Source organism: Streptomyces sp. NPDC052301 (genome assembly GCF_044593395.1).
Lineage (GTDB): Bacteria > Actinomycetota > Actinomycetes > Streptomycetales > Streptomycetaceae > Streptomyces.
In genome coordinates, this window is record NZ_JBIUBE010000005.1 from 321,211 (window position 1) to 341,246 (window position 20,036).

The 20,036-nt window shown below is 72.5% G+C and carries 17 protein-coding genes; 15 read left to right on the forward strand and 2 right to left on the reverse strand.

Annotated elements, in window-relative coordinates:
• The 4 genes from ACIHEJ_RS15925 to ACIHEJ_RS15940 all read left to right on the forward strand — a co-directional run.
• Window positions 1–710: zf-HC2 domain-containing protein (locus ACIHEJ_RS15925; protein ID WP_400135415.1), on the forward strand; the 710-nt coding region annotated here is incomplete at its 5' end.
• Window positions 711–790: 80 nt separating this feature from the next.
• Window positions 791–1,555: an ABC transporter ATP-binding protein gene (locus tag ACIHEJ_RS15930; RefSeq protein ID WP_400136116.1), complete on the forward strand. Its 765-nt coding sequence runs from the start codon at window positions 791–793 to the stop codon at window positions 1,553–1,555.
• Window positions 1,552–2,868: a hypothetical protein gene (locus ACIHEJ_RS15935; RefSeq protein WP_400135416.1), complete on the forward strand. Its 1,317-nt coding sequence runs from the start codon at window positions 1,552–1,554 to the stop codon at window positions 2,866–2,868. Before ACIHEJ_RS15930 ends, ACIHEJ_RS15935 begins: the two co-directional genes overlap by 4 nt.
• Window positions 2,865–3,479, forward strand: coding sequence for a hypothetical protein (locus ACIHEJ_RS15940; RefSeq protein WP_400135418.1), 615 nt, complete (start codon window positions 2,865–2,867; stop codon window positions 3,477–3,479). Before ACIHEJ_RS15935 ends, ACIHEJ_RS15940 begins: the two co-directional genes overlap by 4 nt.
• Before the next feature lie 17 nt (window positions 3,480–3,496).
• On the opposite strand, the gene ACIHEJ_RS15945 is transcribed toward ACIHEJ_RS15940, so the two are convergent.
• A complete protein-coding gene (locus ACIHEJ_RS15945) occupies window positions 3,497–4,033 on the reverse strand; it encodes an HNH endonuclease (RefSeq protein ID WP_400135420.1) in 537 nt (178 codons plus the stop codon).
• Window positions 4,034–4,359: 326 nt separating this feature from the next.
• On the opposite strand from ACIHEJ_RS15945, the gene ACIHEJ_RS15950 reads away from it, so the two are divergent.
• A complete protein-coding gene (locus tag ACIHEJ_RS15950; protein WP_400135421.1) occupies window positions 4,360–5,472 on the forward strand; it encodes a mechanosensitive ion channel family protein in 1,113 nt (370 codons plus the stop codon).
• Window positions 5,473–5,805: 333 nt separating this feature from the next.
• Here the strand turns inward: ACIHEJ_RS15950 and ACIHEJ_RS15955 are convergent, their stop codons facing one another.
• Entirely contained in the window at window positions 5,806–6,345 is a 540-nt protein-coding gene (locus tag ACIHEJ_RS15955; protein WP_400135422.1) for a hypothetical protein, read from the reverse strand.
• Window positions 6,346–6,674: 329 nt separating this feature from the next.
• On the opposite strand from ACIHEJ_RS15955, the gene ACIHEJ_RS15960 reads away from it, so the two are divergent.
• The 10 genes from ACIHEJ_RS15960 (at window position 6,675) to ACIHEJ_RS16005 (ending at window position 20,034) form a co-directional block, all read left to right on the forward strand.
• Window positions 6,675–7,886: an ROK family protein gene (locus tag ACIHEJ_RS15960; protein WP_400135424.1), complete on the forward strand. Its 1,212-nt coding sequence runs from the start codon at window positions 6,675–6,677 to the stop codon at window positions 7,884–7,886.
• A 57-nt stretch (window positions 7,887–7,943) separates the two neighbouring features.
• On the forward strand, window positions 7,944–9,287 hold the full coding sequence (locus ACIHEJ_RS15965) for an ABC transporter substrate-binding protein (protein WP_400135425.1): 1,344 nt from the start codon (window positions 7,944–7,946) through the stop codon (window positions 9,285–9,287).
• Window positions 9,287–10,228: a carbohydrate ABC transporter permease gene (locus ACIHEJ_RS15970; RefSeq protein WP_400135427.1), complete on the forward strand. Its 942-nt coding sequence runs from the start codon at window positions 9,287–9,289 to the stop codon at window positions 10,226–10,228. The genes ACIHEJ_RS15965 and ACIHEJ_RS15970 overlap by 1 nt, the downstream gene beginning before the upstream one ends.
• 2 nt (window positions 10,229–10,230) lie before the next feature.
• Window positions 10,231–11,127: a carbohydrate ABC transporter permease gene (locus tag ACIHEJ_RS15975; protein WP_400135429.1), complete on the forward strand. Its 897-nt coding sequence runs from the start codon at window positions 10,231–10,233 to the stop codon at window positions 11,125–11,127.
• Window positions 11,128–11,134: 7 nt separating this feature from the next.
• A complete protein-coding gene (locus ACIHEJ_RS15980) occupies window positions 11,135–12,400 on the forward strand; it encodes a 6-phospho-beta-glucosidase (protein ID WP_400135431.1) in 1,266 nt (421 codons plus the stop codon).
• The gene (locus tag ACIHEJ_RS15985; protein ID WP_400135432.1) at window positions 12,391–13,374 is read left to right on the forward strand and encodes an N-acetylglucosamine kinase; all 984 of its coding nucleotides are present in this window, start codon (window positions 12,391–12,393) and stop codon (window positions 13,372–13,374) included. The genes ACIHEJ_RS15980 and ACIHEJ_RS15985 overlap by 10 nt, the downstream gene beginning before the upstream one ends.
• A 322-nt stretch (window positions 13,375–13,696) precedes the next feature.
• Window positions 13,697–15,130 (forward strand): hypothetical protein, encoded by a 1,434-nt coding sequence (locus ACIHEJ_RS15990; protein ID WP_400135434.1) that lies wholly within the window; start codon window positions 13,697–13,699, stop codon window positions 15,128–15,130.
• A 14-nt stretch (window positions 15,131–15,144) separates the two neighbouring features.
• Window positions 15,145–16,176 (forward strand): glutamate ABC transporter substrate-binding protein, encoded by a 1,032-nt coding sequence (locus ACIHEJ_RS15995; protein WP_400135435.1) that lies wholly within the window; start codon window positions 15,145–15,147, stop codon window positions 16,174–16,176.
• A 40-nt stretch (window positions 16,177–16,216) separates the two neighbouring features.
• Window positions 16,217–17,491, forward strand: a complete 1,275-nt coding sequence (locus ACIHEJ_RS16000) for a hypothetical protein (RefSeq protein ID WP_400135437.1) — start codon at window positions 16,217–16,219, stop codon at window positions 17,489–17,491.
• A complete protein-coding gene (locus ACIHEJ_RS16005) occupies window positions 17,488–20,034 on the forward strand; it encodes a tetratricopeptide repeat protein (RefSeq protein ID WP_400135438.1) in 2,547 nt (848 codons plus the stop codon). The genes ACIHEJ_RS16000 and ACIHEJ_RS16005 overlap by 4 nt, the downstream gene beginning before the upstream one ends.
• The last annotated feature ends 2 nt before the right edge of the window (window positions 20,035–20,036 follow it).

The window sequence follows — 20,036 nt, forward strand, 5'->3', positions numbered from 1 at the left end:
AGACTCCCGCGCATTCCCCTGTGCACCTCTCGGCCCCCGCCGGGCGCGAGCACTCCCCGGTACGCCAGGCGCCCCCCGCCGTGTCACGGCTCGCGCGGCTGCTGTGGGCCGCCGGGCCGGCCGTGCGCGGGGCGTGGCTGCCGGCCGTGCTCGTCGTGGCGGCTGGCGCGCTGGCCCTGGCCTACGGGGCCGGGTTCCCGGCGGCGCGGGCGCTGCTGCTGGCGGTCGCGCCGGTGGTGCCCGTGGCCGGGATCGCCCTGTCCTACGGGCCGCACGCCGACCCGCTGCACGAGATCGCCGCGGCCACTCCGGGCGGCGGGCTGCGGCTCGCGCTCACCCGGACGGTCGCCGTCCTCGCGGTGAGCGTGCCGCTGCTGACCTTCACCGGGCTGCTGCTGCCCGCCTCGGGCGCGCCGGCCGCGGCGGCCTGGCTGCTGCCGGGGCTGGCCCTGGCGCTGGGCTCGCTGGCCCTGGCCTCCTTCGTCGGCTGCCGGGCGGCCGCCCTGGTCACGGGGGGCGGCTGGCTGGCGGCGGTGCTCGGCCCGGTGTCCGCCGGCCCGGGCGAGGAGACCGGCGCGCGGCTGGCCGAGCAGCTCTCCCGCTGCCTGGACGGCTTCGGCGCGCAGGGCGCCTGGGCGGCGGCGGCCGCGCTGAGCGCCGTCCTGCTGGCCGCCCGCCGCCCCGCGTACGACCGCCCGCTCGGCCGGTGACGGCGCACGTCATGCGCCGCACCCCGACGTCCCGACTTCCCGAACCACTCCTTCCTGGAGCACCGTTGAACTCGATCCACGTGACCGGGCTGCGCGTCCGGCACCGCAAGACGCTCGCCCTCGACTCCCTCGACCTCGCTCTCGGCACCGGTGTGCACGGGCTGCTCGGCCCCAACGGGGCCGGGAAGACCTCGCTGATCCGGGTGCTGGCGACGGTGGCCCGGCCGGACGCCGGGCGGGTGGAGATCCTCGGCGAGGACACCGCCGAGCACCGCGGCCGGACCGAGGCGCGGCGCCGGCTCGGCTATCTGCCGCAGGAGTTCGGCTACTACCCGGGCTTCACGGTGCGGGAGTTCGTCGCCTATGTGGCCTGGCTGAAGGAGGTGCCCGCCGACCGGGTGCCGCGGGCCGTGGAGCGGGCCGTGGCCCGGGTCGGGCTCACGGACCGGATCGACGCGAAGGTGAAGACGCTGTCCGGGGGCATGGTCCGTCGCGTCGGCATCGCACAGGCCGTCGTCAACGACCCCGCCGTCCTGCTGCTGGACGAGCCGACGGCCGGGCTGGACCCGGAGCAGCGCGTGGAGTTCCGCGAGCTGCTGCGCGAGCTGGGTGTCTCGGCGACCGTCGTGGTCTCCACACACCTGGTGGAGGACGTGGCCGCCGCCTGCACCGAGGTCACCCTCCTCGACGGCGGCCGGGTCGCGTACCGGGGCACGCCCGAGACGCTCACCCTGCTCGGCGAGGTTTCGGACGGCCCCGGCGACCATCCGATCGAGCGCGGGTACACCGCCGCGCTGCGGGCCCACCGCGCGGCGGGCGCGGGGACGCGGGAGGCGGTGCGATGACACTCGCCGTCGAACAGAGGGCGAAGGCGCCGCGTCCCCTCCGCGCGGAGGCCGTGCGCGGCTTCCCGCCGTTCGCGGGGGCCGTGGTCGCGGTGACGCTCGGCGTGCTGCTGGCCGCCACGGCGAAACACTGGCAGGGCGACTGGGGGGCGACCGCCGGGGAGCTGCACAACGCGCTGGTGATCGCTGTGCCGCTGGCCGCCGCCGCGGGCTGCTGGCAGGGCGGACGGGAGCGGCGGCGCCGTACGGAGGAGCTGTGGGGGACGGTCGTACGGTCGCCGCTCGTCCGCTTCCTGGCCGCCGCGCTCCCGCTGACGGCCTGGGTGGCCGCCGGCTATCTGGTCGCCGCGGCCGCCGCACTGGTCGCGACCGCGCCGTACGCGACGGGCGGCGGGCCGCACCCGGGGCTGCTGCCCGGGGACACGGTGGCGCCGGCGTCGGCCGCGCTGCTCGGCCATGTGGTGGGCCGGGTGCTGCCGACGCGGCTGGCCGCGCCCCTGCTGGCCGTGGCCGGGTTCGTGGGGCTCGGGGTGGCGACGACCGCCCGTTCGGGCTCCGGCAGCGCGCTCAGCCCGGCGTTCCCGATCGGCGACGACCAGCTGCCCGTGTGGTGGCAGACACCGGCGATGGCCGCGTGGACCGGCGGACTGGCGCTCGCCGCCGTGCTGGCGTACGCCGCACGGCGCCGGGCGGCGGCCCTGCTGCCCCTGGCCGCGGCGGTGGCCGCGGGCGCGCTGCTGGTGCACACCGGCGACGGGCTGTGGCGTCCGGACCCGCTCGCCGCACGCCAGGTGTGCGACACCTCGGCCACTCCGGCGATCTGTGTGAACGCCCGGTACGCGAAGCTGTTGCCGCAGCTCAAGACGGCTCTGTCGGGGATCACCGGCAAACTGGAGGGGGTGGACAACCTGCCGGTGCGCTGGGCGGACCGGCCGGGCGGGCCGCACCGCGACGAGGCGCAGCTGCCGATGCTGACGCCGATCGGCTGGTCGGTCGTACGGGGGCGGCTGACGGACCCGAAGCAGTACGCCTGGGAGGCCGCCACAGCACTGGGAGGGTACCCGGAGTGCAAGGATCCGCGCGTACTGCAGCTGCACGAACTGGTCGAGCACTACCTGGCGCCCAGTCCCGGTGAGGCCCACTTCGACGAGCTGGACGCGCACGGCACCAAGGCCGACCGTGCCGCACTGCGCAGGCGGGTGGCCGCCCGGGCGCACCTGGCGTCCATGGGCGCCAAGGAGCGCAGGGCGTGGCTGTCGGCGTACTTCGCGACGGCGGGCAGCTGTGACATCTCGGGGGTGCCGGCGCTGTGAACGGCCTCGTCCTCTACGCCCGCTCCCGTGCCCTGCCGCTCACGCTGGCCACGCTCGCCGGGACCACCGCGTTCGCGGTGTGGGCCGCCGGGCGGCTGGACAGCTACCTGGACCCCGACCGCCGGATGCCGATCGTGGCGCTGGCCCCGCTGCTGGCCTCGGCCGCGATCGGGACGAGCCTGCACGCGGCCTCGGCGGAGCTGGACGCCACGGCCGTACGACCGTGGTGGCCGCGGCGGCTGGCCCACCTGCTGGTGCTGACCGCGCTGGCGGCGGCCCTGCTGCCGCCGGCGGTCCTCGGCCACACCCAGACGTTCGGCCCGCCCGCCATGATCCGCAACGTCCTGGGCTGTACGGGCGTCACGGCGACGGCCGCCGCCCTCCTGGGCGCCCGTCTCAGCTGGCTGCCGGCCTTCGCCTACGTCTCCGCCGTGTACCTGGGCGGCCACGGCGCCCACGGCCGCGCGGCGACGGTGTGGGCGTGGCCGATGCAGCCGGGGGCGGAGCGGGGGGCGTGGGTGGCGGCGTTCACCCTGTTCGTGCTGGGGGCGGCTCTGTACTCGGTGCGCGGTGAACGCCGGGAAGGACCACGCCCCCTCTCGTGGGCGTAAAAAAACCGGCCCGGAACTCAGGCGGATATGCCGTCGATCCGAGCCAGGGCATCATCCGCACCGTACGGCTGCAGATAGGGCAACCACTGCGGATCGCGATGCCCGGTACCGATGATCCTCCAGGCCAGCCCACTCGGCGGAGCCGGTTTGTGGCGCAGCCGCCAGCCGATCTCGACGAGGTGGCGGTCGGCCTTGACGTGGTTGCAGCGGCGGCAGGACGCCACCACGTTGTCCCAGACGTGCTGACCCCCGCGACTGCGCGGGATGACGTGGTCGACGCTGGTTGCGACGCCACCGCAGTACATGCACCGACCCCCGTCGCGGGCGAAGAGCGCGCGGCGGGTGAGAGGAACGGGCCCCCGATAGGGAACCCGGACGAATCGCTTGAGCCGGACCACGCTGGGTGCGGGGACTGTGACGGTTGCGCTGTGCATATAGGCGCCGGATTCCTCGAGGGAGACGGCCTTGTTCTCCAGCACGAGGACGAGCGCGCGGCGGAGCGGTACGACGCCGAGCGGCTCGTACGACGCGTTGAGGACCAGGACATGCGGCACGGGTGCCTCCTTGGGCGTCGGCGGCGCGTGGCTTGCGCCGGGACGATCTGCAGTCAGTCTCCCCTCATGCCTGGTGGAAGCGCCACCATGTCCCGGTAACGGGCTGGGAGTGTTTTCGACCACACCTGATTGATCCCCCGAATCATGGCCTGTTCAAGCCGGGGTGAGCCGTGTCTCTCCTGCGCCCCTCCTTGGCGGATCCGGACGAGGCACACACGATGCCCCGTTAGTGTGGTGGTCCTGTCCGTCCGGTGACCTTTTCGTGACCTTGAAGACATTGACCGCTCCGCCGGTACGGACCGTGCAGCACCTTGGAGGTACCTGCCGTGTCGTCCTTGCCCGCCGTCCTGCTGGCCGCCGGTGCGTCGCCGACCCCGTCTCCCTCTCCCTCGGGCTCCACGGCGCCGGCCGTGCCGTCGCTCCAGGACGCCCAGGAGAGCGCCACGAACGCGGCGAGCTGGGTCGAGCAGAACTGGTCGACGTGGCTCGCGATGGGCCTGCAGATCCTGCTGATCGTGGCCGTGGCCGTGACACTGCGCGCGGTGGTGCGGCGGGCGATCAGCAAGCTGATCGACCGGATGGGCCGCACCCCGCAGGCCACGGACGGCGGCTCGCTGGGCGGGCTGCTGGTCAACGCCGAGCGGCGGCGGCAGCGGTCGGCGGCGATCGGTTCGGTGCTCCGCTCGGTGGCGAGCTTCCTGATCCTCGGCACGGCCGCGCTGATGGTGCTGGGCACCTTCAAGATCAACCTGGCGCCGCTGCTGGCGTCCGCCGGTGTCGCGGGTGTGGCGATCGGTTTCGGCGCCCGGAACCTGGTCACCGACTTCCTCTCCGGGGTGTTCATGATCCTGGAGGACCAGTACGGCGTCGGTGACGTCATCGACGCGGGTGTGGCCTCCGGTGAGGTGATCGAGGTCGGGCTGCGGGTGACCAAGCTGCGCGGCGCGGAGGGCGAGATCTGGTACGTGCGCAACGGCGAGGTCAAGCGGATCGGCAACCTGTCCCAGGGCTGGGCGACGGCCGGGATCGATGTGACCGTGAAGGCGAGCGAGGACCTGGACCGGGTCAAGGCCACGCTCGACGACGTCGCCGAGCACATGAGCAAGGAAGAGCCCTGGAACGAGCTGCTCTGGGGCCCGGTGGAGGTGCTCGGCCTGGACTCGGTCCTGATCGACTCCATGGTGGTGCGGATCTCGGCCAGGACGATGCCGGGCAAGGCGCTGACGATCGAGCGGGAGCTGCGCTGGCGTGTCAAGCGGGCGTTCGACGCGGCGAGCATCCGCATCGTGGGCGGGGCGACGGCGACGGAGGACGTCGAGGACGCCCCGGACCCGACGGCGACGATGGCGGCTCCTTCGGTGTACGCCAACGCGGACTCCCCGCAGACGGCGGCGACGGCCCCGATCGCTCCCCAGCGGTCGACGCCTCCGCCGAAGTAGGGGACGGTTCAGCACGCTCGTGCGAGTGAACAGGCGGGGCACTCCGGCGCGGGGCGCGCACGGGGTGCCCCGACGTTCCGATGGGGCACCCGGACGGCCCACCGCTACACGGACCCCGTCCTTCCCGGCGACGACCCCACCGAGGCGTACTACGCCACGGACACCAAGGTCGGCCTCGGCGAACCCCGCCCCCTCCCGGCGCCGTACCCCACCCTCGACACCACCCCGTTCACCGAGGAGTGACCGGCCCGCAGGCGGGCGGCCGGCCTCGCGCGCCCAGGCTCCCTTCCCGGGGTCGGTGCCGCGCAGGGTGTCCTCGGACGTGACGCCTTCTCACTCCTTCTCCGCCTCCGCCAGCCGCGCCATCTGACACAGCGCGACGAACGCACTCGCCCGCCGCTGACCGTGCGTGTGCATGAGGTCCTCGTCCGCGCGGACCCGCAACAGCGCCTCGCCCGAGGCCGGGTCGAAGGACAGGGAACCGGCGACGGCGTGCCGGCCCCGGAAGGGCTGCCACCGGAAGTCGAGCCGCTCGGCACCGACCACGTTGCGCGCCCGCCCGGACGTGGCCAGGGCCGCCCGCAGCCTCACTCCCCGTTCCGGGGAGAAAATGAACTCCTGTGTGGCCTCGAGCGCGTCCGCGGTGACCCGGATGCCGGTGCCGCGTGCCCGGTGGACCAGGGCCCGGTACACGTACAGGGCGGCGATCAGGCTGAGGAACGCCCAGACGACGGGTACGAGGACCAGGTCGCCGAGGACCGGCCAGGACAGTCCGTCGTCCACGGCGTCGTTCACGCACTGCAGCAGCATCAGCGGCACGAAGCCCGACATCGTGGCCGTCCACAGGTTCCGCAGCAGTCTTCGGTCGGGCATCCTTCACCATCCGCTCGTCACCGTCCGGGCCCACTTTGCCCGGGCCCAGCGGATCGAAGTGGAACAAGCTGTGAATGTAGGGGCTCTGACCTGCGAAAACCAGATGCGTGACGGAGTCGTGACGCGCTACGGCCGCGCTGCCGGGGCAACGACTCCGTCGCCTCGGGGGCCTCGTCTATTGACGCCCCCTTCGTCCTGGGCTTACGTTCCTCCCACCCGAATAGGAAACTTTCCTAACAGTGATCTTCCGTGCGGCCGGTGATCAAGACTGGACGCCCTCCCCGGGTCACTGAGAAGCTGGGCGGCTGGAAAGGCAGGTGTCGACCCCCATGGCAGGAACCGCCGGCACGCCGGGCACCCCTCGCGTCCTGCGCGCCATGAACGACCGCGCCGCCCTGGACCTGCTGCTGGAGCACGGCCCGCTGTCGCGCACCCGGATCGGCAAGCTCACCGGCCTGTCCAAGCCGACCGCCTCACAGCTGCTGGCCCGCCTGGAGGCGGCCGGCCTGGTGCGGGTCACCGGCACCAGCGAGGGCCGGCCGGGCCCCAACGCCCAGCTGTACGCGGTCGACCCGAGCGCCGCGTACGCCGCCGGCCTCGACGTGACCCCCGACCGCATCCGCGCCGCCGTCGCCGACATCACGGGCCGCACGGTCGGCGAGTTCGCCCTGCCCACCCCCGGCCGGCGCCCCGCCCGGCCCGTCGTCCAGCAGGTCACCGACGCCCTCGACGGCGCCGTCAAGGCCGCCGGACTGGCCCGCGCCGACGTCCACCGCCTGGTCATCGGCACCCCCGGCGCCTTCGACCCCACCACCGGGCGCCTGCGCTACGCCTCCCACCTGCCCGGCTGGCACTCCCCCACGCTGCTCGACGAGCTGGCCGCCGCCCTGCCGATGCCGGTCGAGTACGAGAACGACGTCAACCTCGTCGCCCTCGCCGAACAGCGGCTCGGCGCGGCCCGCGGCCACACGGACTTCGTGCTGCTGTGGAACCAGGACGGCCTCGGCGCCGCCCTGGTCCTCGGCGGCCGGCTGCACCGCGGCTTCACCGGCGGCGCCGGCGAGGTCGGCTTCCTGCCGGTGCCGGGCACGCCCCTGGTGCGTCAGGTGACCAAGGCCAACAGCGGCGGCTACCAGGAGCTGGCCGGCTCCCAGGCGCTGCCGAGGCTGGCCCGCGAACTCGGCGTCGAGGACCTGCCGTCGGGGCCGTACACCGAGGTGGCCGCCGAGCTCGTCGCCCGGGCCGCCGACCACGCCGGCGGACCCCACCGGGAGCTGCTGCGCACCTACGCGACCCGGCTGGCCACCGGTCTCGCCTCGCTCGTCTCCGTCCTCGATCCCGAACTCGTCGTCCTCAGCGGCTCCTCCCTGACGGCCGGCGGCGAGGTGCTGCGCGCCCTCGTCCAGGCCGAGCTGGAGGAGCTGGCGGCGGCCCGCCCCCGGCTGGTCGTCGGCGATGTCCGTGAACACCCCGTGCTGCGCGGCGCGTTGGAGTCCGCGCTCGCCACCACCCGCGACGAGGTCTTCGACACCTCGCGCTGAGTCCGCCTCCGTCGTCAAGGCCCCCTTTTCACCGACCCGTCCCTGGGAGACCTCGCCATGCCCACAGCCATACCCGAAGTCGCCCGAAAAGCGGCTTTCGCCCTGACTGTCTCCGCCGTGCTCCTCACCACCGCCTGTACCGGGCAGTCGAACTCCGGCGCCACGGACGACGCCTCCAAGGACACGACGATCAACTTCTGGCACGCCTGGAGCGCGCCGAACGAGGTCGCGGCGGTCAAGTCGCTGGTCACCGGCTTCGAGAAGGCGCACCCCAACATCCATGTGAACGTCGTCGGCAACATGACCGACGACAAGATCAACCAGGCGCTGCGCTCCGGCGGCGACAAGGCGCCGGACGTGATCTCCTCGTTCACCACCAACAACGTGGGCAAGTTCTGCTCCTCGGGCGCGCTGGTCGATCTGAACCCCTTCCTCAAGAAGTCCGGGATCGACCCCGCCGAGACGTTCCCGAAGCCGATGAACGAGTACACCCAGTTCGACGGGGACCGCTGCACGGTCCCGCTGCTCGGTGACGCGTACGGGCTCTACTACAACAAGACGGCGTTCGCGAAGGCCGGTATCGCCAACCCGCCGAAGACCTGGTCCGAGTTCGAGGCGGACGCGAAGAAGCTGACGGTCCGCCAGGGCGACGGCTACCGGCAGCTCGGATTCATGCCCGACTACCACGGCTGGGAATCCACCACGGAGCACTACTTCGGGCAGTTCTCACCGACGTACTTCGACAAGAACGGCAAGTCGGACGTGGCCGAGGACCCGGCCTTCGAAAAGGGCTTCACGCTGCAGAAGAAACTCGTCGACGAACTCGGCGGGTTCCAGAGGCTGGAGAAGTTCCGGGCCACGCTCGGCGACGAGTGGGGCGCCAAGCACCCCTTCCACACCGGTCAGGTCGCCATGCAGCTCGACGGCGAGTGGCGGCTCGGCATGGCCGAGGCGGCGAAACCGAAGTTCGAGATCGGGGTGGCCCCGCTGCCCGTCCCGGACGACCAGGTGGCCCAGTACGGCAAGGGCTACATCACCGGCACCATCGCCGGCATCGCCGCGAGCAGCCACCAGCAGAACGCCGCCTGGGAATTCGTCAAGTACATCACCACGAACACCGATGCCGTGGTCGGCTTCGCCAACGACATCCACAACGTGCCCTCCACGCTGGCGGCGCTGAAGTCCCCGAAGCTGAAGTACGACCCCCGCTTCAAGACGTTCCTCGACATCGCCGCCGACCCGGACTCCACCACCTCCCCCGCCTCCGTCAACGGCGGCCAGTACCTGGTGACGATCCAGCAGCTGGGCTACGACTACGAGAGCGGCAAGGTCACCGATCTGAAGTCCGGGCTGAAGAAGGCGGCCGCCCAGATCGACACGGACATCGCGCAGGCGCAGTGATGAGCGCCGTCACCCTCGCGTCGAAACGCCGGCGCTCGGCCCTGCGCACCCTCGCCTTCATGTCGCCGTGGCTCATCGGCTTCGCGGTCTTCTTCGCCTATCCGCTGATCTCGACCGTCTATTTCTCCTTCATGCACTACGACGGTTTCCGGCCGCCGACGTGGAGCGGCGGGAAGAACTGGACGTACGTCTTCGAGCACTACCCCCTGTTCTGGCCCGCGCTGCGCAACACCCTGTGGCTGGTGCTGGTGACGGTGACGCTCCGGGTGGTCTTCGGGCTCGGCGTCGGCCTGCTCATCACGAAGATCAAGACCGGTGCGGGGATCTTCCGCACCCTGTTCTACCTGCCGTACCTGGCCCCGCCGGTCGCGGCGACCATGGCCTTCGCCTTCCTGCTCAACCCCGGTACGGGACCGGTCAACTCGATCCTGGACAAGGCCGGCGTCCCGGCACCGGGCTGGTTCAACGACCCCGGCTGGTCCAAGCCGGCCCTGACCCTGCTGGCGCTGTGGGGCATCGGCGACCTGATGGTCATCTTCATGGCCGCGCTGCTCGACGTGCCGACGGAGCAGTACGAGGCCGCCGAACTGGACGGCGCGTCGGCCTGGCAGCGGTTCCGGTTCGTGACGCTGCCGAACATCTCCCCGATCGTGATGTTCGCCGTCGTCACCGGCGTGATCCAGACCATGCAGTACTACACGCAGCCACTGATCGCAGGGAAGGTCGCCTCGGGCGTGATCCAGGGCGCCGGCACCCAGTTCGAGCCCGGCTACCCGGACAAGTCCACGCTGACCCTCCCCCAGCTCGTCTACAACCTCGGCTTCCAGCGCTTCGACTACGGATCCGCGTGTGTCGTGGCCCTGGTGCTCTTCGCCCTGTCGATGGCGTTCACCGCACTGCTGATGCGGCGCCGGGGCGGTCTCATCCAGGCAGGTGACTGACCATGACCCAGGTACTGGACCAGCCGGTGAAGCCGGCACCCCCGCTCGTCTCGGGCGCCGAGCGCACGGCCAGGCGCCGGGCCCTGCTGGAGTGGATCGCGGTCCACTCGCTCGGCGTCGCCGCCGCGCTGTTCTTCACCCTGCCCTTCGTGTTCGTGTTCCTCACCTCGCTGATGAGCGACAGCCAGGCCCTCAGCCGGGATCTGGTCCCGCACACCTGGGAGTGGGGCAACTACAGGAGCGTGCTCCATACCCCCGGCTTCCTGACCTGGTGGAAGAACACCCTGATCTACGCGGGCCTGGGCACGGCCCTGACCGTGGTGTCGTCCGTCCCCGTGGCGTACGCCCTCGCCAAGTTCCGCTTCCGGGGCCGCAACCTGTCGCTCATGCTGGTGATCTCGATGATGATGCTGCCCCCGCAGGTGATCATCATCCCGATGTACCTGTTCTGGGCGAAGCAGCTGGATCTGTCCGGCACGCTGTGGCCGCTGATGATCCCGATGGCGTTCGGCGACGCGTTCTCCATCTTCCTGCTGCGCCAGTTCCTGACGACGATCCCGAACGAGTACCTGGACGCGGCGAAGGTCGACGGCTGCGGGGACCTCAGGACCCTGCTGCGGGTCGTCCTGCCGATGGCGAAGCCGGGCATCTCCGCCGTGGCGCTCTTCCAGTTCTTCTACGCCTGGAACGACTACTTCGGCCCGCAGATCTACGCGTCCGAGAACCCCGGTGCCTGGACGCTCAGTTACGGCCTGGAGTCCTTCAAGGGCGCCCACCACACCGACTGGAACCTCACCATGGCGGCGACCGTGCTGGTCATGGCCCCCGTGATCCTCGTGTTCTTCTTCGCCCAGAAGGCGTTCGTGGAGGGCGTCACTCTCACCGGAGTAAAGGGTTGATCCTGGTATGAAACTCACCGTGGTCGGCGGAGGCTCGACCTACACCCCCGAACTCATCGACGGCTTCGCCCGCCTGCGCGACACCCTGCCCGTCGAGGAACTCGTCCTCGTGGACCCGGCCGCCGAACGCCTGGAACCGGTCGGCGGCCTGGCCCGCCGCATCTTCGCCCGCCAGGGACACGGCGGCCGGATCGTCACCACCTCCGACCTGGACGCGGGCGTCGACGGCGCCGACGCCGTCCTGCTCCAGCTGCGCGTCGGCGGCCAGGCTGCCCGGGAGCGGGACGAGACCTGGCCGCTGGAGTGCGGCTGCATCGGTCAGGAGACCACGGGCGCGGGCGGCCTGGCCAAGGCCCTGCGCACGGTCCCGGTGGTGCTGGACATCGCCGAGCGGGTCCGCCGTGCGAACCCCCGGGCGTGGATCATCGACTTCACCAACCCGGTCGGCATCGTCACCCGCGCCCTGCTCCAGGCCGGGCACCGGGCGGTCGGGCTGTGCAACGTGGCGATCGGCTTCCAGCGGAAGTTCGCGGGCATGCTGGGCGTGAGCCCCGCGGACGTCCACCTCGCCCACGTGGGCCTCAACCACCTCACCTGGGAGACCGGCGTACGCCTGGGCGGCCCGGAGGGCGAGAACGTCCTGCCGAAGCTCCTGGGCGAGCACGGCGAGACGATCGCCGCCGACCTCCGCCTGCCCCGGCACCTGCTGGACCGCCTGGGCGTGGTCCCCTCGTACTACCTGCGCTACTTCTACGCACACGACGAGGTCGTACGGGAACTGCGCACCAAGCCGTCCCGGGCGGCCGAAGTGGCCGCGATGGAGCGGGAACTGCTGCGCATGTACGGCGACCCGTCCCTGGACGAGAAACCGGCACTGCTCGCCAAGCGGGGCGGTGCGTACTACTCGGAGGCCGCGGTGGACCTGGCGGCGGCCCTGCTGGGCGGGGGAGGCAGCCCGTACCAGGTGGTGAACACGCTCAACAAGGGCACGCTCCCCTTCCTCCCCGACGACGCGGTGATCGAGGTCCAGGCGGCGGTCGGCCCGACGGGCCCGGCCCCGCTGCCGGTACCGGAGCTGGACCCGCTCTTCTCCGGTCTGGTCGCGCACGTGACGGCGTACGAGGACCTGGCCCTGGAGGCGGCGCTGCGGGGCGGCAGGGACCGTGTCTTCCGCGCCCTGCTGGCCCACCCGCTCATCGCCCAGTACGACCGTGCCGACACCCTCACCGACAGTCTGATCGCACACAACCGGGAGCACCTGGCGTGGGCCTGACCTCGACCGTGCTCGCCATCGACGCGGGCAACAGCAAGACCGACGTGGCCGTGGTCACGGCGGCCGGGGAGGTCCTGGCCACGGCCCGCGGCGGCGGATTCCGGCCGCCGACGGTGGGCGTGCCGGCGGCGCTGGACGCGCTGGCCGATCCGGTCCGGCGGGCGTTCGCGGACGCGGGCGTCGCACGCGTCTCCCATGTCTCCGCGTGCCTGGCCAACGCCGATCTGCCGGTGGAGGAGGAACAGTTGGCGGCGGCGCTGCACACGCGCGCGTGGGGCGCCTCGGTCGAGGTCCGCAACGACACCTTCGCGGTCCTCCGCGCGGGTGTGACCGAGCCGCGCGGGGTCGCGGTCGTGTGCGGCGCGGGCATCAACTGCGTCGGCATGCGTCCCGACGGCCGGACCGCCCGCTTCCCGGCGATCGGGCGCATCTCCGGTGACTGGGGCGGCGGTTGGGGACTGGCGGAGGAGGCGCTGTGGTACGCGGCGCGCGCGGAGGACGGCCGCGGCTCCCCCACCGCCCTGTCCCGCACCCTCCCCGCCCACTTCGGCCTGGCGACCATGTACGCGTTGATCGAGGCCCTGCACCTGGAACGCATCGCCCACGACCGCCGCCACGAGCTGACCCCGGTCCTGTTCGCGACGGCGGCCGAGGGCGACCCGGTGGCCCGCTCGATCGTCACCCGGCTCGCGGAGGAGGTGGCGGTGATGGCCACGGTGGCCCTGACCCGCCTGGACCTCCTCACCGAGGAGACCCCGGTGCTTCTCGGCGGCAGCGTCCTGGCCGCCGGCCACGCCCAACTCGACGACACCGTCCGCGATCTGCTCACCACCCGCGCCCCGAAGGCCGACGTCCACGTGGTGACCGCCAGCCCGGTCCTGGGCGCGGCCCTGCTGGGCCTGGACCACCTGGGAGGCGGACCGACGGCCCAGGAGAGGGCACGCGCACACTGGCAGCCGGAGCTGACCGCCTGACGCCCCTCGGGAGGAGCCGCCGGCACACCGGGCGCCGGGACCTGCCGCCCGGCCACCTCACCACCCTCGCCCTCGCCCTCGCCGTCGCCCTCGCCCTCGCCGTCGCCCTCGCCGCGGGCGTGCGGCGGGCGGGTCGTCGTGGCCGGGGGTGGTGTGGAACCGATCCGTCGCGACCGGCGTGTTCATCGGTAGGGGGTGGTGTGTCAGTCGTCGCGCGCCCCTGAGCACACTGCGATCCGATCAAGATCCAGTGAAGGCCGGTGCGGATGTCAGTCCGGGCGGTGATACTTGGCGGCGAACGGATGACCATGGGGGAGGTCGAGTGACACACCTGCCGAAGAGCAGTGCGGCGCCGCCACAGGCGGGACCCGGCCTGCCCAGCATCCCCCCGCAGCCCGGCCGTCCGGCGATGCCCGTGCCGCCCGCTCCGGCTCCGCCCACCCGGCGCACCGCCTTCGCCGAGGGGGTCGAGCGGGTGCGAGGTGCCGCGACCACCGAGCCGGGGCGGCTGCGGATCATCGGGGCCGTTCTCGCGCTCGTCGTCGTCGCGTTCGGGGCCGTGACCGCCTGGCAGACCAGTGAGCGGTCGGCCGCCGCCGACGACGTGCTGCACCACAGCCAGCCGCTCAGTTCGGGCGCCGCGGACATCTACCGGTCGCTGGCCGACGCCAACACGGCCGCCTCCAGCGGGTTCCTGGCCGGCGGTCAGGAATCCGCCGTCTCCCGGGACCGCTACGAGAAGGACATCCGCACCGCCGCCGGCGGACTCGTGACCGCCGCGGCGAACGCCGAGCCGGGCTCGGCCTCCGAGGCGGCCATCGCCAAGCTCAACCGGCTGCTGCCCGAGTACAAGGGGCTCATCGAACGGGCCCGGACCTACAACCGGCAGGGATACCCCGTCGGCGGCGCGTATCTGCGCTACGCCAACGAGAAGATGCAGAAGGAGATGCTCCCGGCGGCGGAGGATCTCTACACCAAGGAGAACCAGCGGCTGGACGCCGACTACGGGGACGCCACGCCCTACCCGTGGGCCGCCATCGGCCTCGGCGTGCTCGCGCTCGGCGCGCTCGGCTGGGCCCAGCACCGGATGTACCGGCGGACGAACCGGGTCCTCAACCACGGCCTGGTCGCCGCCTCCGCCGCCACCACCGTCGCACTGCTGTGGCTCGTCGTCGGGCACGCGGTGGCCCGGTCGGAGCTGGACGGCTCCTACGACCACGGGATCCGCTCGCTGACCGTGCTGCACGACGCCCGGATCGCCTCCCTGAAGGCGCGGGGCAACGAGAACCTGAGCCTGGTGGCGCGCGGCGCCGAGACCATCACGGTCGACGGCAAGGCGTACGACGCCTACTACTACGACTTCGACAAGGACATGGGCGTGCTCGGCAAGGGGCTGTCCGAGGCCCGGAAGCTCGCCGACGACCAGGCGGGCACCACCCCGGTCAAGGCCGCGGCGGGCAACATGGTGGTGTGGAAGCAGCGCCACGCCTCCGCACGCACCGAGGACGAGAACGGCAACTACCAGCAGGCACTGGACAAGGTGATCGGCGCGAAGGGCGCCACCGGCGAGTGCTTCGACAGCGTCGACCACAACCTGGCCCGGGCCATCGGGCACGAGCAGGACGAGTTCCAGCAGGCCGCCGGTGACGGGCTCGACGCGATGACCGGACTGCCGGTGGGCGTGGCCGTCCTCGCGGTGCTGGCCGCCGCCGGTGGCGTCGCCGGCATCGGGCGCAGGCTTTCGGAGTACCGGTGACAGGGGGCGGGACGATGTACGCGAGCCGTGTACGGGCCTCCCTGCGGGGCTGGGGCGGGGTCGGCGCGATGGCGGTGCTGTGCGCGCTGGCGCTGGCGTTCGTCCTGCTGCTGCCGTGCACCCAGGCACCGGAGCCCCAGGGCGGCGTCGGCGGTCAGCGCGTCGCCGGCGGCACCCAGGTCCGCGCGGGCAACTGCGTGGACTCCGAGGCGCAGAAGCAGACGCTGTCCCCGTCGGGGGCCGACGGTCCGACCATCGACGCCATCAAGGCGCGGACGGGCGCCCGGCGCAAGCTGATCGTCGGCGTCGACCAGAACAGCTACCACTGGGGCTACCGCAACCCCAACACCGAGGGCGCGGAGCTGGAGGGCTTCGACATCGATCTGGTGCACCGGATAGCGCAGGACATACTCGGTGACCCGGACGCGGTGCAGTTCAAGGCGATCCCGACCAGCCAGCGGATCTCCGCGATCCAGGACGGGCGGGTGGACATGGTCGTACGGACCATGACCATCACCTGCGACCGGCTGTCGCAGGTCGCCTTCTCGGCCCCCTACTTCAAGACCGGGCAGCAGGTCCTCGCCCCCAAGTCGTCCCCCGTCACCGGCTACAACGGCACCCTGGCCCACAAGAAGGTGTGCACGGCGGCCGGTTCCACCGCGTACACCAAGCTGGACGCCGACAAGAAGGCCGGCACCCTGCCCGCCTCGACGGACATCTCCACCACCGTCCCGAACCAGCTGGACTGCCTGGTACGGCTCCAACTCGGCGAGGTGGACGCGGTGGTGACCGACGGTGCGCTCGCCGCGAGCCAGGCCGCCCAGGACCCGACCGTCGAGCTGAAGGGCGAGGCGTTCACCACCGAGTACTACGGCGTGGCGATGAAGAAGGACGCCACCGATCTGGTACGCCGGGTCAATCGCATTCTGGTGGGCTACCGCTCGGACGGCTGGCAGGCGTCGTACGACACGTGGCTGTCGGCGACACTGGGGAAGGACTCGTCGGCGTCCAAGCCGCCCGCGCCGCAGTATCTGCGCACCAGCTGACCCCTACCCGACGGACACACACAGCAGCGAGAGGTGATCGATGGGCGTCACGGACCCCGCCGGGCCGGTGATGGACCGGGACGAGGTGGACCGTGCGCTGGCGCGGCTCGGCGCCGAGCACGAGGCGATCGAGACCTCGCTGCTGGCCCTGCAGGACCACGCGGGCCGCAGACTCCTCGAGGGCGCCGAGCTGACCGGCGTCACCCGGGAGCGCTGGCAGGCCACGGAGGCCCGGATCACCCTGCTGTGGTCGTACTTCGACGCCTACACGGCCGCGCTGCACACCGCTCGCGAGATCCGCGCCCGGCGCCGCTGGTCCAGCCGCGAGGACCTGGTGGAGCTGAGCGAGCTGCTGCGCGGCGCGTCCGTCACCGTCCCCGGCTCCGGGAAGCTCAGCGAGAGCTTCTCGCTGACCGCGCTGGTGGACCGGATGAACGAGCTGTACGCGACGAGCCTGGACCTGGTCGTCGCCGCCGACGCGGTCTGGTCGGCGCTGCCCGCGCGCATCGATTTACTCGCCGCGGAGCTCCAGCGCACCCGGCAGCTCGCGCACTCCGTCGGCGTGCGCCCCGGCGAGCACCCGGCCGGGGACGACCTGGAGCGGATCACGCGTACGCTGACCCGGCTCCGGGAGGACGTCGTCTCCGACCCGGTGGCCTTCTGGATGCCGACGCAGGGCAGTTCGGCCCCGGGCGGCGGCCGTCCGGACACGACGGTGTACGACCGTGAGGCGCGCGCGCTGGAGGACGTACGGCGCGAGATCGACGCCGTGCTCACCGTCCGCCAGGACGCGGAGGCGCGGCTGATCCGGCTGCGGGACGTGCTCTCCCGCGCCGACCGCACCCTCGCCGAGGCCCGGACCGCGCGCGGCGAGGTGCTGGCGAAGATCGCCGCGACCGAGGTGCCGGTGGTCAGCGGACCGCCGACCGTGCTGCAGGAGCAGCTGGCGGCGGCGGCCGAGTACCGCAGGCAGGCGCAGTGGCACCGGCTCTCCCCGCTCCTGGAGTCCCTGGAGCAGCAGGCGGAGGACGAACTGCTGCGCGCCCGCGAGCAGTTGACCGCGGTCACCGCACCGCTGGCGGTCCGCGCCGAGCTGCGCGGCCGGCTCGACGCCTACAAGGCGAAGACCGCCCGGCACGGGCTGGCCGAGGACCCGCTGCTGGTCGAGCGGTACGACGCGGCCCGCCGCATGCTGTGGAGCGCGCCCTGCGACCTGCGCGTGGCCGAACAGGCCGTGCTGCGCTACCAGCAGGCGGCGGCGGAACTGCTCGGCGGCGCGAGCGTGCCCGAGGATCGTAAGGGGGGCCAGTCATGAGTCAGGCGGGGCAGACCTGTCAGCGGCCGGGCTGTGAGGGGACGTACGAGGACGTCGGCGGCGGCGAGCTGTACTGCGACACCTGCGGCCTGGCACCGGTGGTGTCGGCGAGGGGCATGGTCGGTTCGGCGCCCACCGGTATCACCAAGGGCTCGGCGCAGAGCAGCAGTTCCCGCAGCTCGTCGCGTACGTCGTCGCAGTCGTCGAAGTCGCGGCGCTCGGTCTCCGGGCGGCTCTCCCGGTCCCTGTCGGGCACGGCCACCGGCCGCTCCGTGTCGGTGCGCAGCTCCGGCTCCTCCTCCGGGGCGTCGACGCGCGGGCGGCTGGGCGCCGGTCTGGTGAGCGTGCCGCAGGTGCCGCGGCCCGACCCGCGCGCGATGGTGCTGGACAACCCGGAGGTGCCCGAGCGGAAGCGGTTCTGCTCGCGGTCCGACTGCGGGGCGCCGGTGGGCCGGGCCCGCGGTGACCGGCCGGGCCGTACGGAGGGCTTCTGCACCAAGTGCGGGCACCCGTACTCCTTCGTGCCGAAGCTCAGGGCCGGGGACGTCGTGCACGGCCAGTACGAGGTCGCCGGCTGTCTCGCGCACGGCGGGCTGGGCTGGATCTACCTCGCCGTGGACCGGGCCGTCTCCGACCGGTGGGTGGTGCTCAAGGGCCTGCTGGACACCGGTGACCAGGACGCGATGGCGGCCGCGATCTCCGAGCGGCGCTTCCTCGCGGAGATCGAGCACGCCAACATCGTGCGGATCTACAACTTCGTCGAGCACCTCGACCAGCGCACCGGCTCCCTCGACGGCTACATCGTCATGGAGTACGTCGGCGGCAAGTCCCTGAAGGAGATCGCCAACGCCCGCCGCACGCCCGACGGCCGCCGCGACCCGCTGCCGGTGGAGCAGGCCTGCGCGTACGGCATCGAGGCACTGGAGGCGCTCGGCCATCTGCACAGCCGGAACCTGCTGTACTGCGACTTCAAGGTCGACAACGCCATCCAGACCGAGGACCAGCTCAAGCTGATCGACATGGGCGCCGTGCGCCGCATGGACGACGACGAGTCCGCGATCTACGGCACGGTCGGCTACCAGGCCCCGGAGGTCGCCGAGGTCGGTCCGTCGGTGGCGAGCGACCTGTACACGGTGGGCCGGACGCTCGCGGTGCTGGCCTTCGACTTCCAGGGCTACACGAACGTCTACGCGGACTCCCTCCCGGACCCCGACACCATCGACGTCTTCCGTCGCTACGAGTCCTTCTACCGGCTGCTGGTCCGCGCCACCGACCCCGACCCGGCCCGCCGGTTCGCCTCCGCGCAGGAGATGGCCGAGCAGCTGACCGGCGTGCTGCGCGAGGTCGTCGCCCTGCAGAGCGGCCGGCCGCGGCCCGCGCTGTCGACGCTGTTCGGGCCCGAGGTGAAGGTCACCGACACGGAGCTGTTCCCGCGCCTCGACGGTGACGTGTCCCGGCTGGGCGCCCGGCAGGTACGCGGCCGCAGGGGAACGGCGGTCGGGGCACCGGGGACACCCCTGGCCGGTGTGCCCTCGCCGGGGACGCCCGGAGCCGCCGGCCCGTCCGCCCCGGTCCCGCCCGTCCCCGTCCCGGCCGCCCTCGTCCGGCCCGTCGCCACCCCGGCCGCCGCGCTCGCCCTGCCGGTGCCGCTGGTCGATCCCGGCGATCCCAACGCCGGCTTCCTCGCCGGTCTCATCGCCTCCGCGCCGGCCGAGCTGATCGCCGCGCTGGCCGCGGCGCCCACGCAGACCGTCGAGACCCGGCTGCGGCAGATCCGGGCCCGGCTGGAGAGCGACGACCACCAGGCCGCGCTGATGAGCCTGGCCAAGCTGGACGAGGAGCGGCCCGACGACTGGCGGGTGGTCTGGTACCGGGGCGTGACCGCCCTGGTCACCGGGGACTTCGAGGGTGCCGCGCTCGCCTTCGACGGGATCTACGACGCCTTCCCGGGCGAGGCCGCGCCGAAGCTGGCGCTGGGCCTGTGCGCTGAGGTGCTGGGCCAGTTGGACAACGCGGCCGAGTACTACCGCCTGGTGTGGATGACCGACCCGAGCTTCGTCAGCGCCGCCTTCGGCCTGGCCCGGGTGCAGCTCGCGGCCGGTGACCGGACCGGCGCCGTACGGACGCTGGAGTCGGTGCCGGAGTCCTCCATCCATTACACGGCCGCCCGGGTCGCCGCCGTCCGGGCCCGGCTCAGACAGCGCACGGCGAGCGCCGGTGACGTACCGTTCCTGGACGACCTGACGGCCGCCGCCGGGCAGGTCGAGGCGCTGCGGGCGTACGGTCTCGACCCCGCCCGGCGCGAGCAGTTGTCCGTCGAAGTGCTTGGCAGCGCGCTGGACTGGATACTCTCCGGAGGCCAGGGCACCGCTCAGGCCGCCGTCGGCGGGCGGGTGCTGCTGGGCAGCGGTCTGGACGAGCGGGGCCTCCGCTTCGGCCTGGAACGCGCCTACCGCACGCTCGCCCGGCTGGCGACCGGCGGCGAGGAGAGGATCGAACTGGTGGAACGGGCCAACCGTTACCGCCCCCGGACGTGGGTGTAGTT

Excerpts from the sequence above, each read along its gene's own strand:
- ACIHEJ_RS15980 (WP_400135431.1), top strand. The coding sequence starts at position 11,135 with ATGAAACTCACCGTGGTCGGCGGAGGCTCGACCTACACCCCCGAACTC.
- ACIHEJ_RS15995 (WP_400135435.1), top strand. The coding sequence starts at position 15,145 with ATGTACGCGAGCCGTGTACGGGCCTCCCTGCGGGGCTGGGGCGGGGTC.
- ACIHEJ_RS15965 (WP_400135425.1), top strand. The coding sequence starts at position 7,944 with ATGCCCACAGCCATACCCGAAGTCGCCCGAAAAGCGGCTTTCGCCCTG.
- ACIHEJ_RS15960 (WP_400135424.1), top strand. The coding sequence starts at position 6,675 with ATGGCAGGAACCGCCGGCACGCCGGGCACCCCTCGCGTCCTGCGCGCC.
- ACIHEJ_RS15975 (WP_400135429.1), top strand. The coding sequence starts at position 10,231 with ATGACCCAGGTACTGGACCAGCCGGTGAAGCCGGCACCCCCGCTCGTC.
- ACIHEJ_RS15935 (WP_400135416.1), top strand. The coding sequence starts at position 1,552 with ATGACACTCGCCGTCGAACAGAGGGCGAAGGCGCCGCGTCCCCTCCGC.
- ACIHEJ_RS15970 (WP_400135427.1), top strand. The coding sequence starts at position 9,287 with ATGAGCGCCGTCACCCTCGCGTCGAAACGCCGGCGCTCGGCCCTGCGC.
- ACIHEJ_RS16000 (WP_400135437.1), top strand. The coding sequence starts at position 16,217 with ATGGGCGTCACGGACCCCGCCGGGCCGGTGATGGACCGGGACGAGGTG.
- ACIHEJ_RS15955 (WP_400135422.1), bottom strand. The coding sequence starts at position 6,345 with ATGCCCGACCGAAGACTGCTGCGGAACCTGTGGACGGCCACGATGTCG.
- ACIHEJ_RS16005 (WP_400135438.1), top strand. The coding sequence starts at position 17,488 with ATGAGTCAGGCGGGGCAGACCTGTCAGCGGCCGGGCTGTGAGGGGACG.